Below are 14,305 nucleotides of genomic sequence, written 5' to 3'. Positions count from 1 at the left end.
CTGTTGAATGTGCATGGGGGTGCTCTGATGAGCACCCCCGGGGTGCCGATTTCGCGGGTTCTTCAGAGCCGCGGAGGGGTCATCGTGAAGCGGGCGTTCACCTGGGCGTGGACGGTCTGGCGCTGCGGTTCGAGGTCGAGCGGCGGGGGGCCGGCGTCCTCGGTGGCGCTGAAGGCCATGGTGCGCATTCCGGCGCCGGCGGGGACGGGGTAGGGGCCGGCGTCTTCGGCGCCGAGGTCCGCGAGCTCGACGAGGGCGGCGAGTTGGGCTCCGAGCGCCTCGGCGTATTCGCGGGCGCGCTGGACGGCTTCGAGCACGGCCTGGCGGCGGGCCTGGCCGTGGGCCGGCGAGGTGGGCCGCAGGGCCCACCAGGGGCCGTCGACCTGGGTGAGTTCGAGGTCGGCGAGGCGGGTGGTGAGTTCGCCGAGGGCGGTGAAGTCGCTCACCTCCGCGGTGATGTGCACCCGGCCGTGGTAGGCGCGGATGCGTTCGGCGCGGCCGTGGCGGGTGAGTTCGGGAGTGATGGAGAAGGAGCCGGTTTCGAGCTTCTCGACGGGGTCGCCGTAGCTCTTGATGAGGTCGAGGACGGTGTTGTTGCGCCGGGTGAGGTCGTCGAGTGCGGTGCGCCGGTCGGTGCCGCGGGCGCTGACGGTGATGCCGATCCGGGCGATCTCGGGGTCGACTTCGATGCGGGCTTCGCCGCGGACTGCGACGCGGGGTACTTCGGGGGTGCCGTAGGGCTGGTGCGATGCGTCCTGGGTCATGGATTCACTCTCGCACTGTCGCCCGTACGGGTGTGGTCATCGGATCGAAACCTGACGGGGGTGTTGCCGCTGTTACCGGTGGGTCAGAATCTACGCGCGTTGTTCACGCCTCAAAAGGGGAGATGGCATGGCGTTCGACCGCAGGACTTTTCTGGGGACCACGGCCGCGACAGGTGCGGCCGTAGCGCTGGCGGGGGCCACGAGCACCCCGGCCGCCGCGCAGCAGCAGCAGGATGTGAAGGGACCGGCGCCGCGGACGTACGCGTTCACGGTGATGGGCACGACCGACTTGCACGGGAACGTCTTCAACTGGGACTACTTCACGGACAAGGAGTTCGACGACAAGGCGCACAACGACGTCGGTCTGGCGAAGATCTCCACCCTGGTGAACCAGGTGCGGGCGGAGAAGGGGCGGCGCAACACGCTGCTGATCGATGCGGGTGACACGATCCAGGGCACGCAGCTGTCCTACTACTACGCCAAGGTGGATCCGATCACCGCGCGGCGGGGTCCGGTGCACCCGATGGCGCAGGCGATGAACGCGATCGGCTATGACGCGGCGGCGCTGGGGAACCACGAGTTCAACTACGGGATACCGGTGCTGCGGAAGTTCGAGGAGCAGTGCGACTTCCCGCTGCTGGGGGCGAACGCCCTGGACGCGAAGACGCTGCGGCCGGCGTTCGCGCCGTACAGCATGCACAGGCTGCGGACGCCCTGCGGGCGGGACGTGAAGGTGGCGGTGCTGGGGCTGACGAACCCGGGGATCGCGATCTGGGACAAGGCCAATGTGCAGGGGAAGATGACGTTCCCGGGGCTGGAGGAGCAGGCGGCGAAGTACGTGCCGAAGCTGCGGTCCATGGGCGCCGACGTGGTGATCGTGTCGGCGCACTCGGGGTCGAGCGGGACGTCCTCGTACGGGGACCAGCTGCCCCACATCGAGAACGCGGCCGGTCTGGTGGCGGAGCAGGTGCCGGGGATCGACGCGATCCTGGTGGGGCACGCGCACACGGAGATCCCCGAGTACCGGGTGAAGAACAAGGCGACCGGCAAGGACGTGGTGCTGTCGGAGCCGTTGAAGTGGGGGCAGCGGCTGACGCTGTTCGACTTCGAGCTGACGTGGGCGAAGGGCCGCTGGTCGGTGGCGAAGGTCGCGGCGAGGGTGCTGAACTCCAACACGGTGGCGGAGGACGCGAAGATCACGCGGCTGCTGTCGGACGAGCACCGCAAGGTCGTGGCGTACGTGAACCAGGTGATCGGTACGTCCACGCAGGCGATGTCCTCGGCGGACGGCCCGGTCAAGGACGTGGCGATCATCGATCTGATCAACCACGTGCAGGCGGAGACGGTGAGGGCGGCGCTGGCGGGTACGGAGTGGGCGGCGCTTCCGGTGCTGTCGCAGGCCTCGTGCTTCTCGCGGACGGCGGCGATCCCGGCCGGTCAGGTGACGATCAGGGACGCGGCGGGGCTGTACCCGTTCGAGAACACGATGGAGGCGCGGCTGCTGACGGGTGCGCAGTTGAAGGACTATCTGGAGTACTCGGCGCGGTACTTCGTGCGGACGGCGCCGGGTGACGCGGTGGATCCGGCGAAGCTGACGAACGCCGAGAGCATTCCGGACTACAACTACGACGCGGTGTACGGGCTGGCGTACGACATCGACATCGCGCAGCCGGCGGGTTCGCGGATCACGGGGCTGACCTTCCAGGGGAAGGCGGTGGATCCGGCGGCGCAGTTCGTGTTCGCGGTGAACAACTACCGGGCGTCGGGTGGCGGGAACTTCCCGCACGTGCCGCAGGCCAAGCAGCTGTGGTCGAACTCGGACGAGGTCCGTAACACGATCATCCAGTGGGTGAAGGCGAAGGGGACGATCGATCCGGCGCAGTTCGCTTCGGTGGACTGGCGGCTGACGCGGGCCGGCGTGCCGGTGTTCTAGGCCGTCTTTGGGGCGGTGCGGCCGGGACCCTGCCGGGGCGGGGTCCCGGCCGCTTGTGTGTGTGTGGGGGGGCCGCGGCCGTCGGCTGCGGGGTCAGCACTGCCAGAGGAGTGCCGCGCGGCCGCAGGGGGTGCAGGTGTGTGCGTAGGCGCGGCCGGAGCCGAAGTTCATGGCGGTCGCCGGGTCGGGGCCTTCGGTCAGCTCGGCGGTGAAGTCCATCGGCCGGGCGCAGGCGGGGCAGTGCGGTGTCTCGTCGTACTGGAGCCAGTCGGGGGTGCCGCCGAGCCGGCCCAGGACCGTCGCGGTGGCGGGTGCCGTGGGGGCGGGGACCGCGGCGCGGACGGCTCCGAGTCCGAGGAGTTCCGGATCCGCTCCGTCGGGGGGCCGTACGGGGTGCAGGCGGTCGGCGGGGAGGAGCAGGGCGAGGTTGCCGCCCGCAGTGGGGCTCCATTGCTCGCACTGCCCGGGGCGGTTCGCGCACATGAAGAGGGCCAGGACGCCGGGGGTGGGGGCGGTGGGGCCGGGGAGGTCGCCGAGGTGGATCTGGGCGAGGAACTGCAGGGGTGCGGTGCATGGGGCGCAGGTCGGCCATGCGGTGCCGGCGGGGGCCAGGGGTGTGCCGCCGGTGCGGGTCACCGGGGCGTCCGGGGCGACCGGCCCGCCGTCGAGGAGGAGCATCGTCATGCCGGGAATGTATGCGTGGCGGTGCGGCGGGCTGGGCGGTGGGGTCAGGGGTGTTCGACCAGGGGGAGCAGTTCGCCCGCGGGGCGGGGGCGGGTGTGCTCCCGCTGTTCGAGGCCGAAGGTGGTGAAGGCGGTGCGGGCGGGCTGGGGGTAGGGGTCCTTGCCGGTGAGGGTGTTCAGGATGGCGGCGCTGCGCCAGGCGGCGAGGCCGAGGTCGGGGGCTCCCACGCCGTGGGTGTGGCGTTCGCCGTTCTGGACGAAGATGCTGCCGGTGACGGTGGGGTCGAGGATCATCCGGTAGCGCTCGTCGATGCGGGGGCGGCCGGCGGAGTCCTTGCGCAGGTAGGGGTCGAGGCCTGCGAGGAGGCCGCCGAGGGGGCGTTCCCGGTAGCCGGTGGCGAGGACGACGGCGTCGGTGGTGAGGCGGGAGCGGGTGCCCTGCTCGACGTGTTCGAGGTGGAGTTCGACCTTGGTGGTGGCGACGCGGCCGGCGGTGCGGACGCTGACGCCGGGGGTGAGGACGGCGTCGGGCCAGCCGCCGTGGAGGGTGCGGCGGTAGAGCTCTTGGTGGATGGCGGCGATGGTGTCGGCGTCGATGCCCTTGTGGAGTTGCCATTGGGCGGGGACGAGCTGGTCGCGTACGGGTTCGGGGAGGGAGTGGAAGTAGCGGGTGTAGTCGGGGGTGAAGTGTTCGAGGCCGAGCTTCGAGTACTCCATGGGGGCGAAGGAGGGGGTCCGGGCGAGCCAGGTGAGGCGTTCGCGGCCGGCGGGGCGGGCGCGGAGGAGGTCGAGGAAGACCTCGGCGCCGGACTGGCCGGATCCGATGACGGTGACGTGGTCGGCGCCGAGGATGCGGGGGCGGTTGTCGAGGTAGTCGGCGGAGTGGATGACGGGGACGGTGGGGGCTTCGGCGAGGGGGCGCAGGGGTTCGGGGACGTAGGGGGCGGTGCCGATGCCGAGGGCGAGGTGGCGGGTGTGGGTGCGGCCGAGGGCCTCGACTTCGCCGGTGGCGTCGAGCTGGGTGAAGTCGACTTCGAAGAGGTCGCGTTCGTGGTTCCAGCGGACGGCGTCGACCTGGTGCCCGAAGTGGAGTCCGGGGACGCGGCCGGCGACCCAGCGGCAGTAGGCGTCGTATTCGGCGCGGTGGATGTGGAACTGCTCGGCGAAGTAGAAGGGGAAGAGCCGTTCCTTGTGCCTGAGGTAGCTGAGGAAGCTCCAGGGGCTGGTGGGGTCGGCGAGGGTGACGAGGTCGGCGAGGAAGGGGACTTGGAGGGTGGCTCCTTCGATGAGGAGGCCGGGGTGCCAGCGGAAGTCGCGGCGCTGGTCGTAGAAGGCGGTGGCGAGTTCGCCTGCGCCCTGTTGCGGCAGGCCGTGGGCGAGGGCCGCGAGGGACAGGTTGAAGGGGCCGATGCCGATTCCGACGAGGTCGTGGGGGGCATCGAGCTGGGCGGTCATCGGTGGGTGCTGCCTTCCAGGAGGGCGATGAGGGTGTCCATGTCCCCCGCGGTGGTGTGCGGGTTGAGCAGCGTGGCTTTGAGCCACAGGCGGCCGTCGGCGTGGGTGCGGCCGAGGACGGCGCGGCCTTCGTGCAGGAGGGTGCGGCGCAGGGTGGCGAGCTGGTCGTCGTCGGCGTGGGTGGGCCGGAAGAGGACGGTGGTGATGGTGGGGGCGGAGTGGAGTTCGAAGCCGGGGTGGGCGTCGAGGAGTACGGCGAGCTCGTGGGCGAGTTCGCAGGTGCGGTCGATCAGGCGGGCGAGGCCGTCGCGGCCGAGTGAGCGCAGGGTGGTGGCGATTTTGAGGGCGTCGGGGCGTCGGGTGGTGCGCAGGGAGCGGCCGAGCAGGTCGGGCAGGCCGGCTTCGGTGTCGTCGGTGGCGTTGAGGTAGTCGGCCTGGTGGGCGAGGGGGGCGAGCAGGGTCCGGTCGGGGACGGCGAGGAGTCCTGCGGCGACGGGCTGCCAGCCGAGTTTGTGCAGGTCGATGGTGAGGGAGCGGGCGCGGCCGAGTCCGGCGAGCTTGTCGCGGTGGCGGGGGCTGAGGGCGAGGAGGCCTCCGTACGCGGCGTCGATGTGGAGGTCGGCGCCGTGGCGGTCGCAGAGGTCGGCGATGCGGTGGAGGGGGTCGATGAGTCCGGCGTCGGTGGTGCCGGCGGTGGCGGTGACGAGGGTGGGGCCGGGGGTGGCGGCGAGTGCTTCGGCGAGGCGGGCGGGGTCGAGGATGCCGGCGGGGGTGGGGAGTTCGGTGGCCGGGCGGAGGCCGAGGAGCCAGGCGGCGCGCGGGATCGAGTGGTGGGCGTTGGCTCCGTGGAGGACGGTCAGGGCGGGGCCGTGGCGTTCGCGGGCGAGGAGCAGGGCGAGCTGGTTGGCTTCGGTGCCGCCGGTGGTGACGAGGGCGTCGGCGTGGGGGGTGTCGTAGAACTCGGCGGCGAGGGCCTGGGTGAGGAGGGCTTCGACGGCGGAGGCGGCGGGTGCCTGGTCCCAGGAGTCGAGGGAGGGGTTGAGGGCGCTGGCGGCGAGGTCTGCGGCGGCCGCGACGGCGAGCGGCGGGCAGTGCAGGTGGGCGGCGCAGAGGGGGTCGGCGGGGTCGGCGGCGCCTGCGGCGAGGGTGTGCACGAGGGTGCGGAGCGCTTCGTGGTCGCCGGTTCCGTGGGCGGGCAGTACGTCGCCCAGTGCGGCCCGGACGCGGGCGGTCTGTGCCTCGGGTCCGCCGGCGGGCAGCGGCCCGCCGCGGTCCCGGGCTCCGTCCCGCAGGGCGTCGAGGACGGTGTCGAGGAGGGGCCGCAGGGCCGCGGGGCCGGTGGCTCCGCCGGCGAGCGGGGGCGGGGTGCCGGTGCCTGTGCCTGTACCAGTGCCGGGCGGCGCGGTCATCGGGGTCCTCCGGTGCTGGGAGGGGTGCGGGGCGGGCACCCTGCCAGTACAACGATCCGACCCGAATGGGGTAACCGCCGGGGTTTGTCCGGTCTTTCCGGTCAGGCCGGCGAGGCCGGCGAGGCCGGCGAGGCCGAGTGTTCGGCCCCGCCGGCTTGTGAGCCCCGCGCCGGTCAGGCGGTGCGGACGCGGAGGGCGCGGGCCAGGTCGTCGAGCTGGTCGACGAGTTTGCGGCGCAGGAGGGGGAGGATGTCCGGGTTGGCGAGGCAGGCGTGGCCGGCCTGGAGGTTGGCCTCGTCGATGGCGTAGGCGGGGAAGGCCCAGCGGCCGGCGGCTTCGCCGATGGCGGGGCCGCGGCGGGCGCCGAGGGCGACGGCATCGGCGTAGTAGCGGGTGACGTACTCCTCGACGAGGTCGGCCTGTTCGGGCTGCCAGAAGCCCTGGGCGGTGGCGCTGAAGAGGTAGTTGGACAGGCTGTCGTCGTGGAAGAGCCGGTTCCAGCCGGCGGCCTTGGCCTCGGGGGTGGGGAGGGAGGCGCGGCAGCGGGCCGCTCCTTCCTGGCCGGTGGCGCTGGGGTCGGCGGCGAGGGCGGCGTCGATGTCGGCCTCCTCGACGGTGCCGAGGACGGCGAGGCGGGCGAGGATCCGCCAGCGCAGCTCGGGGTCGAGTGCGGGGCCGCCGGGGACGGTGTCGTCGGCGAGCCAGGCGTCGATCGTGTCGGGCCGGGTGGCGCTGTCGATGAGGGTGCGTACGGCGGTGAGCCGCAGGCCGGGCTCCGAGCCGTCCTCGGTGCGGCGGATCAGGTCGCGGGCGATGGTGGTGAGGGTGGCCAGGGCGGCGGTCCGCCCTTCGGGGGCGACGTAGCGCACGGCGACCTGGGTGCGGGCGAAGGAGAGCACGCCCTGGACGATGGCCAGGTCGTGTTCCTCCGGCAGGTGCGCCTCGGCGGTCAGCAGGTACTCCTGCGGGTCCAGTTCGCCGTCGCGGACCATGTCGCGCAGGGCGTTCCAGACGACGGCGCGGGTGAGGGCGTCGGGGATGCCGGACAGGCCGTGCAGGACCGTTTCGAGAGAGGTGTCGTCGAGCCGGACCTTGGCGTAGGTGAAGTCCCCGTCGTTGAGGAGGAGCAGCGCGGGGCGGGCGCCGCCGACCGAGACGACCTCGTCGGAGGGGATGTCGAGGGCGAGGGGCTCGCGGGGTTCCAGGGTGCGGCCGTCGGCGGGGTCGCGGTCGTACATGCCGACGGTGATGTGGTGCGGGCGGCTGCCGCGGCGGTCGACGGTGAGGGTCCAGCCGGCGGCCCCGTCGGCGCCGTGGGCGGCTTCCTCGATGCGCGGGGTGAGGGTGTCGGTGCCGGTGGTGCGCAGCCAGATGTCGGCCCAGGCGCGGACGTCGCGTTCGGTGTGGGCGGCGAGGGAGTCGATGAAGTCGGCGAGGGAGGCGTTGGCGAACTTGTGGCGGGCGAAGTGGGTGTTGATGCCGGCCAGGAAGTCCTTCTCGCCGAGCCAGGCGACGAGCTGGCGCAGGGCGGAGGCGCCCTTGGCGTAGGAGATGCCGTCGAAGTTGAGGAGGGCGGAGGCGGTGTCGGGGACGTCGTCGGGGGCGGGGGCGACGGGGTGGGTGGAGGGCCGCTGGTCGGCGTCGTAGCCCCAGGGCTTGCGGGTGACGCCGAAGTCGGTCCAGGTGTCGGTGAAGCGGGTGGCTTCGGTGAGGGTCTGGTAGCCCATGTACTCGGCGAAGGACTCGTTGAGCCAGATGTCGTCGAACCAGGCGAGGGTGACGAGGTCGCCGAACCACATGTGGGCCATCTCGTGGGCGATGACCATGGCCCGGGACTGGCGTTCGGTGTCGGTGACGGCGGAGCGGTAGATGAACTCGTCGCGGAAGGTGACGAGTCCGGGGTTCTCCATGGCGCCGGCGTTGAACTCGGGTACGAAGGCCTGGTCGTACGAGTCGAAGGGGTACGGCTCGCCGAACTTCTCCTGGTACCGGTCGAAGCAGTCCTTGGTGATGGACAGGATCTCGTCGGCGTCGGCGTCCATGTGGGGGGCGAGGGACCGGCGGCAGTGGATGCCGAAGGGCAGTCCGGCGTGTTCGGTGGTCACGCTGTGCCAGGGGCCGGCGGCGACGGCGGCGAGGTAGGTGGAGATGACGGGTGTGGGGGCGGACTGCCAGATGCCGGCGCCGTCCGTGTCGCGGTCGGCGAGGCGGGTGGTGATGCCGTTGGCGAGGACGGTCCAGTGCGCGGGGGCGGTGACGGTGAACTCGAAGACGGCCTTGAGGTCGGGCTGGTCGAAGGCCGGGAAGACGCGCTGCACGTCGTCCATGAACATCTGGCTGTAGAGGTACGTTTCCCCGTCCGCGGGGTCGGTGAAGCGGTGCAGGCCCTCACCGGTGCGGGAGTAGCGCATGCGGGTGTCGAGGTGCAGCTCGTGGGGGCCCTCGGTGAGGCCGGTGAGCGGGAGCCGGTTGTCTTCGAGGGCGGCCGGGTCGAGGGGGCGGCCGTCGAGGGTGACGGAGCGCAGCTCCTGCGGCTTCAGCTCGACGAAGGTGTCACCGGCGGTGCGGGCGGTGAACCGGATGACGGTGGTCGAGTCGAAGGTTTCGTCGCCGTCGGCGGTGCCGGTGGTGCCGTGGCCGTCGCCGGTGCCGGTGTCGTGGCCGGTGAGGTCGAGGGTGACGGCGTAGTGGTGGACGTCGAGGAGCCGGGCTCGGAGCTGCGCTTCGTTGCGCGTCAGTGCGGACATGGGGGCCATGCTGCCGCAGCGGGGGGCGGAGCTCGATCTTCCGGATCCGGCTCTGGTTCCGGCTTGCGGTTCTGTGCTCTGGTTCCGACTTCCCGCTCCGGCTTCCGGCTTCCGGCTTCCGGCTTCCGGCTTCCGGCTTCCGGCTTTCCGTTCCGGCTTCCGCTGCGCGGACGCCGCTCCCCGGCGGCTACTCCTCGCCCGCGGCGATCGTCTCGTGGTGGCGGATGACCTCGGCGATGATGAAGTTGAGGAGCTTCTCGGCGAAGGCGGGATCGAGCTTGGCGTTCTCGGCGAGCTGGCGCAGCCGGGCGATCTGGCTGGCCTCGCGGCCCGGGTCGGCGGGCGGCAGCTGGTGCCGGGCCTTGAGGTGGCCGACCTGCTGGGTGCACTTGAAGCGTTCGGCGAGCATGTGGACCACGGCCGCGTCGATGTTGTCGATGCTGTCCCGCAGGCGGGCGAGTTCGGCGGTGACGCTCTCGTCGATGCCGCCGGCGGCGCCCTTGCCGGTGCCCGCGCCCGGGCCCGCGCCGTTGTCGAGGTCGCTGATGTTCATGGTTCCCGAGAATACGTGGCTGCGGCCGGTGAGTCTCCGGGCAGTCGGCCTGTGAGACGGGGGCGGGCGGTGGGGTGGGCCCGGGCTACTTACTTGCCAAAGTGGAAAGTAGTCACCATATTGGAAATCGACCGATGAGATGTGAGCTGTTCGAGCAGGTTCGAGCAAGGGGGAGTCATGGGCGAGGCAGTGGAAGCGGCCGGGGCACTGGGCCGGGCGGCCGGGATGGAGAAGGCGGCCCGGGCGCAGAGCGGCTGGTACGCGCGCTACCTGTGGGCGTTCGCCGCCGGGCAGCTGGTGCTCGTACCGCTGGCCGTACTGGGGCGCGGACCGGTCGCGGTGACGCTGATGGGGGTGATCAACGTGCTGCTCGTGAGCGGGCTGAGCCTGTACGCGGCGCGGCAGCGCGTGGTGCGCCGGGGGTTCGGGATGAAGCACGGGGTACTGGTGGGGTCCTGGGCGGCGGTCTTCGCCCTGATGGTCCTGCTCGGCACCACGGTGGTCGGCCGCAGCGTGCCGTTCGCGGCGGGGGCCGCGCTGGTGTGCGCGTTGCCGCTCGCGGTGGGGGCGTGGTCGGAGATGCGGGGTGCGGCATGACGGGCGAGGAGACGACGGCCGGGGCGGGGCCGGCCGGGGCGGGGCCGGCGGGGGCAGGGCCGGCCGGGGAGAGCCCGGCCGGGGAGGCGAAGCGGGCCGGTCATCCGCGGCACGATCTCGCGCCGCTGCTCAACGCGCCCGTACGGCTGTCGGTGGTGGCGGCGCTGGAGCCGCTGGACAAGGCCGAGTTCGGTTTCGTACGGGACCTGGTCGAGGTGACTGACTCGGCGCTGTCCAAGCAGGTCGCGGCGTTGGAGGAAGCGGGCTGGGTCTCGGTCCGCAAGGGGCGCGTCGGGCGCCGCCCGCGCACCTGGCTCTCACTGACCCCCGAGGGCCGAACCGTCTACCAACGCCACCTCGCCGCGCTGAGGGCCATCGCCCTGGGCTAAGCCGGTTGGCTGCGCCGCTCGGGCGGGTACGGGGGCGGTTGGCTGCGCCGCTCGGGCAGATACGGGGGGCCGGCTGCGCCGGGGCCGAGTGGGTGGGGGCCGGTTGTGCCGGGGCCGGGCGCCGGTTGGCTGCGCCGCTCGGGCCGGGTTTCCTGTGGGGGGGCCGGTTGTGCCGGGGCCGGGCGCGCGCCGGGGCGTCTCCTCGGACGTCGAACGTGTCGAGGGGTCGGAGAGCTCGGCAGAAGTGCGTTCGACGCCCTGCGGGGATCACCCCGACACACACCCGACCCCGGCCCAACCGGCCCGGCTGCTACCCCAGCCCCTGCCACCTTTCGGCTTCGCCGCACCAACTCCAGCCCCGCCCACACCATCCAGCCTTGCCGCACACTCCAGCCTCCGCCGCACCATTTCAGCCCCGCCGGCGATTGAGGCGCGGGGTGCGGGGCGGAGCCCCGGTCTTTGAGCCGCGCCATCCAACCCCGCCGCACCAATCCAGCCCCCGCCGCACCAAATTCAGCCTCGCCGGCGATTGAGGCGCGGGGCCGGGCCCCGGTTGTTCGGGGTTGCCGCGCTGCTTCGGCCTCGTCTGCGATTGAGGCGCGGGGTGGGTCCCGGCGGGAGTCACAGTGGCAGGGTCGCCGTGACCAGCCAGCCGCCCTCCGGGGTGGGGCCGGCGGTGAGGGAGCCGCCGAGGGCTTCCGCGCGTTCGGCCATGCCGGCGAGGCCGTAGCCGCCGCCGCGCGCGTTCTCGGAGAGCGTGGCGGGGTGGCCACCGTCGTTGGCGATGCGGAGTTCGAGGCCGGCGGGGACGATGCGCAGGCCCACGCGGACGGCGGTGGCGGTGGCGGCGTGCTTGCCGATGTTGGTGAGGGCTTCGAGGACGATGCGGTGGGCGGTGGCCGCGACGTGGGCGGGGAGGCGGTCCTCCAGGCCATTCTCGATGGAGAGGGCGACGGGCGGTCCGGTCCGGGCGAAGCGCTCGGTGAGCCCGCGGATCTCGGCGAGGCCGGCGACGGGGGCGGTGGTGGTGGCGGCCGTGGAGCCGTCGTCGTTCTCGCGGAGGATCTTGACGAGGCGGCGCATGGAGACGAGGGCCTCGTCCCCGGCGGTCTCGATGCGGCCGAAGATCTCGCCGGCGCGTTCGGCGGAGACCTGGGTGAAGCGGGCGGCCCGCGCCTCGACGACGATGCCGGTGACGTGGTGGGCGACGAGGTCGTGGAGCTCGCGGGCGAGTTCGAGGCGTTCGGCGGTGCGCACGGCGTGCAGGTCGCGTACGCGCTGCGCGGACTGGAGGCGCAGCAGGAGGGAGTACGCGCCGACGACGACCGCGAGGACCGAGAAGAGCAGGGTGAACCGGCCGGGGTCGCTGTCCCGGACGGGTACGGCCATGCAGCCGAGGCCGAGCAGCGGGCCGAGGACGGCGGCGGTGCGGGCGGGGGCGTGGAGCAGGACCTGCGAGAGCAGGACGAGGAGGGCGATGGCCTCGCCGCCGCCCCAGACCACGAGCGGTTGGTGGCCGAACATCAGGAAGAGGGTGACGGTCCAGGTGACGGCCGCCGCGAACCAGGCGCGCGTCAGGAGGGGGATGGCGGGCCAGGGCGCGGCGCTGAGGCAGACGAGGACGCCGGACGCCCAGACGGCGGCGTGCGGGAGGCTGGGCTGGCGGGCCAGGACGACGCCCTCGAAGGTGACGAGGGCGAGGAGGACGAGGGAGAGGGAGAGGCGGAGCCCGCCGGCGGTGTGCGGGTGGTGGCGGGCCCAGCCGGACAGGGGGCTCACCGGGTGATCCCGGCGCCGGTACGGGTCCACGTGCGGGCCCGGCCGCGCGGGTACGGCGCGGCTGCGCCGAAGCCCCCCGGGGCTCCGCGCCCCGCACTCCCCCGGCTGCCGCGGGGAAGAGGCTGAAGCGTGCCCGGCCGCGCCGGAGGCCCTGGCGGGCCCCCGGGCAGGACAGTCGAGGGCGCCGGCCGGGGCGGGCGCAGGGTGGCCGGGGGTTCCGCCGCCGGGCCCGCTTGCCCCGGGCGGCGGTGAGGCCGGAGTGCGCGCGGCCGCGCCGGGAGGGTTCCTGGGCGGGCCCCGGCCGCGAGGGCGGGGGGCTGCTCGGGGTGCGGCGTCACGCCGTGTTGGCGGCCAGGCCGCTTTCCCAGGCCCAGGCGGCGATCTCGACGCGGTTGCGGGCGTCGAGTTTGGCCTGGACGTTGGCCAGGTGGGTTTTGACCGTGGACAGGGAGACGAACAGCTCCGCGGCGATCTCGGCGTTGGTCAGGCCGCGCGCGAGGCAGCGGACGACCTGGCGTTCTCGTTCCGTGAGGGGTTCGGCGGGGCGGCGGGCCTGGGAGGCCGGGGTCTTCGGGGCCATCTCGCGCAGCAGCCGCACCGTGATGGCGGGCGAGACGAGGGAGTCGCCGACGGCCGCCGCGCGGACCGCTTCAACCAGCATGGCCGGGCTGGCGTCCTTCAGGAGGAAGCCGGACGCTCCGCCGTGGAGTGCCGCGTGGACGTACTCGTCGAGGTCGAAGGTGGTGACGATGACGATGTGCGGGGTGTCGCTGCCGGACAGCCGCCGGGTCACTTCGAGGCCGTCCATTTTCGGCATGCGGATGTCGAGGAGGAGGACGTCGGGGCGGTGCTCGGCGACGGCCGCGAGGGCGGCCTCGCCGTCGACGACGTCGGCGACGACCTCGATGTCCGGCTGGCTTTCGAGGATCATCCGGAAGCCGGTTCTGACCATGTCCTGGTCGTCCGCGATGACCACCCTGATCGCCATGCGCCACCTGCCCCGCTCTCGCCCGCCGCTGCCGCCTCCGGTCGCTTCCCATGGGACCGGTGCGCGCGTCGGCCCGCAACCGCACGGAGCCCCGACCGACCCTGCGTACGGGCGGGGCGGGGCGCCTCGTCCTTCCGGCCGGATCGCGCCGTGCGCGCCCGGCCGGAGGGACGAGGGGGTGCTACATGCTCGCCGCGGCGCTCTTGATCGCGGCGGCGAAGGTGGAGACCTCGGTGTAGACGCCCGGGTAGTCGGGGCGGGCGCAGCCTTCGCCCCAGCTGACTATGCCTACCTGGATCCAGGCGTTGTTGTTGTCGCGGCGGAACATCGGGCCGCCGGAGTCGCCCTGACAGGTGTCGACGCCGCCCTGGTCGAAGCCGGCGCAGATCTCCTCGCCCGGGATCAGGGAGCTGCCGTACGAGGCCTGGCAGCTGGCGTCGGAGACGAAGGGGACCTGGGCCTTCATGAGGTAGCGCTGCTGGCCGCCGCCCTCGCGGGTGGCGCCCCAGCCGGCGACGGTGAAGGTGCCGTTGTCGTACTGCTTGGTCTCGGCGATCTTGAGGGTGGGCAGGTTGATGGGCTTGGCGAGCTTGATCAGGGCCCAGTCCTTGCCGCTGCCGTTGTAGCCGGGGGCGCGCAGGACCTTGGTGGACTTGACCTTGATGGCGCTGGAGCTGTTGAGGTCGACGACGCCGGCGGTGGCGGTGATGGAGGTGTTGTTGCCGGAGCCGTTCACACAGTGGGCGGCGGTGAGGACGATCTGCTGGGTGTAGAGGGCGCCGCCGCAGCCCATGGAGAGGCGCACCATGAAGGGGAACTCGCCCTGCGCGGCGCGGGTGCCGCCGACGACGGGGGCCGTTCCGGCCGAGGCGGATCCGGGCTGGAGGCTGACCGCCGCGAGGGCGACGGCTCCGACGGCGAGGCTGCGCTTCATGAACTGCACAAGGGTGGTCACAGTCAACACACTGCCTTTCGTGGGGGGTTGGGCCGTGCGTGTCATCGGGTGAA

Annotated in this window: 12 protein-coding genes; 3 read left to right on the top strand and 9 right to left on the bottom strand. The window is 72.7% G+C overall.

The features are described from left to right. Nucleotides 1-62: 62 nt before the first annotated feature. On the bottom strand, nt 63-764 hold the full coding sequence (locus ACFYZ4_RS08280; protein ID WP_390783382.1) for an SIMPL domain-containing protein: 702 nt from the start codon (nt 762-764) through the stop codon (nt 63-65). 127 nt (nt 765-891) lie between these two features. Here ACFYZ4_RS08280 and ACFYZ4_RS08275 point away from each other — a divergent pair, with 127 nt between their 5' ends. Beyond that, the gene (locus tag ACFYZ4_RS08275) at nt 892-2,697 is read left to right on the top strand and encodes a bifunctional metallophosphatase/5'-nucleotidase (RefSeq protein ID WP_390783381.1); all 1,806 of its coding nucleotides are present in this window, start codon (nt 892-894) and stop codon (nt 2,695-2,697) included. A gap of 93 nt (nt 2,698-2,790) precedes the next feature. On the opposite strand, the gene ACFYZ4_RS08270 is transcribed toward ACFYZ4_RS08275, so the two are convergent. From ACFYZ4_RS08270 to ACFYZ4_RS08250, 5 genes are all read right to left on the bottom strand, one after another. Then, nucleotides 2,791-3,381: a DUF1963 domain-containing protein gene (locus ACFYZ4_RS08270; protein ID WP_390783380.1), complete on the bottom strand. Its 591-nt coding sequence runs from the start codon at nt 3,379-3,381 to the stop codon at nt 2,791-2,793. A 44-nt stretch (nt 3,382-3,425) separates the two neighbouring features. Continuing rightward, the gene (locus tag ACFYZ4_RS08265) at nt 3,426-4,835 is read right to left on the bottom strand and encodes a SidA/IucD/PvdA family monooxygenase (protein ID WP_351289469.1); all 1,410 of its coding nucleotides are present in this window, start codon (nt 4,833-4,835) and stop codon (nt 3,426-3,428) included. Next, nucleotides 4,832-6,244 (bottom strand): pyridoxal phosphate-dependent decarboxylase family protein, encoded by a 1,413-nt coding sequence (locus ACFYZ4_RS08260; RefSeq protein ID WP_390783379.1) that lies wholly within the window; start codon nt 6,242-6,244, stop codon nt 4,832-4,834. Before ACFYZ4_RS08260 ends, ACFYZ4_RS08265 begins: the two co-directional genes overlap by 4 nt. A 173-nt stretch (nt 6,245-6,417) precedes the next feature. Further along, nucleotides 6,418-8,991 carry an aminopeptidase N gene (gene pepN, locus ACFYZ4_RS08255; RefSeq protein WP_390783378.1) on the bottom strand — a complete coding sequence of 858 codons (2,574 nt, stop codon included), beginning with the start codon at nt 8,989-8,991 and terminating at the stop codon, nt 6,418-6,420. A gap of 187 nt (nt 8,992-9,178) precedes the next feature. After that, a complete protein-coding gene (locus ACFYZ4_RS08250) occupies nt 9,179-9,544 on the bottom strand; it encodes a chorismate mutase (RefSeq protein ID WP_234323432.1) in 366 nt (121 codons plus the stop codon). Nucleotides 9,545-9,721: 177 nt separating this feature from the next. On the opposite strand from ACFYZ4_RS08250, the gene ACFYZ4_RS08245 reads away from it, so the two are divergent. Continuing rightward, nucleotides 9,722-10,141, top strand: a complete 420-nt coding sequence (locus ACFYZ4_RS08245) for a hypothetical protein (RefSeq protein ID WP_390783377.1) — start codon at nt 9,722-9,724, stop codon at nt 10,139-10,141. After that, nucleotides 10,138-10,530 carry a winged helix-turn-helix domain-containing protein gene (locus tag ACFYZ4_RS08240; RefSeq protein ID WP_384348635.1) on the top strand — a complete coding sequence of 131 codons (393 nt, stop codon included), beginning with the start codon at nt 10,138-10,140 and terminating at the stop codon, nt 10,528-10,530. Before ACFYZ4_RS08245 ends, ACFYZ4_RS08240 begins: the two co-directional genes overlap by 4 nt. A 621-nt stretch (nt 10,531-11,151) precedes the next feature. Here the strand turns inward: ACFYZ4_RS08240 and ACFYZ4_RS08235 are convergent. From ACFYZ4_RS08235 to ACFYZ4_RS08225, 3 genes are all read right to left on the bottom strand, one after another. Continuing rightward, nucleotides 11,152-12,309 (bottom strand): sensor histidine kinase, encoded by a 1,158-nt coding sequence (locus ACFYZ4_RS08235; protein ID WP_390783376.1) that lies wholly within the window; start codon nt 12,307-12,309, stop codon nt 11,152-11,154. A gap of 334 nt (nt 12,310-12,643) precedes the next feature. After that, nucleotides 12,644-13,297 (bottom strand): response regulator, encoded by a 654-nt coding sequence (locus ACFYZ4_RS08230; protein WP_390783375.1) that lies wholly within the window; start codon nt 13,295-13,297, stop codon nt 12,644-12,646. 181 nt (nt 13,298-13,478) lie between these two features. Beyond that, on the bottom strand, nt 13,479-14,231 hold the full coding sequence (locus tag ACFYZ4_RS08225) for a S1 family peptidase (RefSeq protein WP_384348294.1): 753 nt from the start codon (nt 14,229-14,231) through the stop codon (nt 13,479-13,481). Between the last annotated feature and the right edge of the window lie 74 nt (nt 14,232-14,305).

The organism is Streptomyces sp. NPDC001513 (assembly GCF_042894695.1).
Classification (GTDB): Bacteria; Actinomycetota; Actinomycetes; order Streptomycetales; family Streptomycetaceae; genus Streptomyces.
This window is presented reverse-complemented; position numbering and strand designations above follow the sequence as displayed.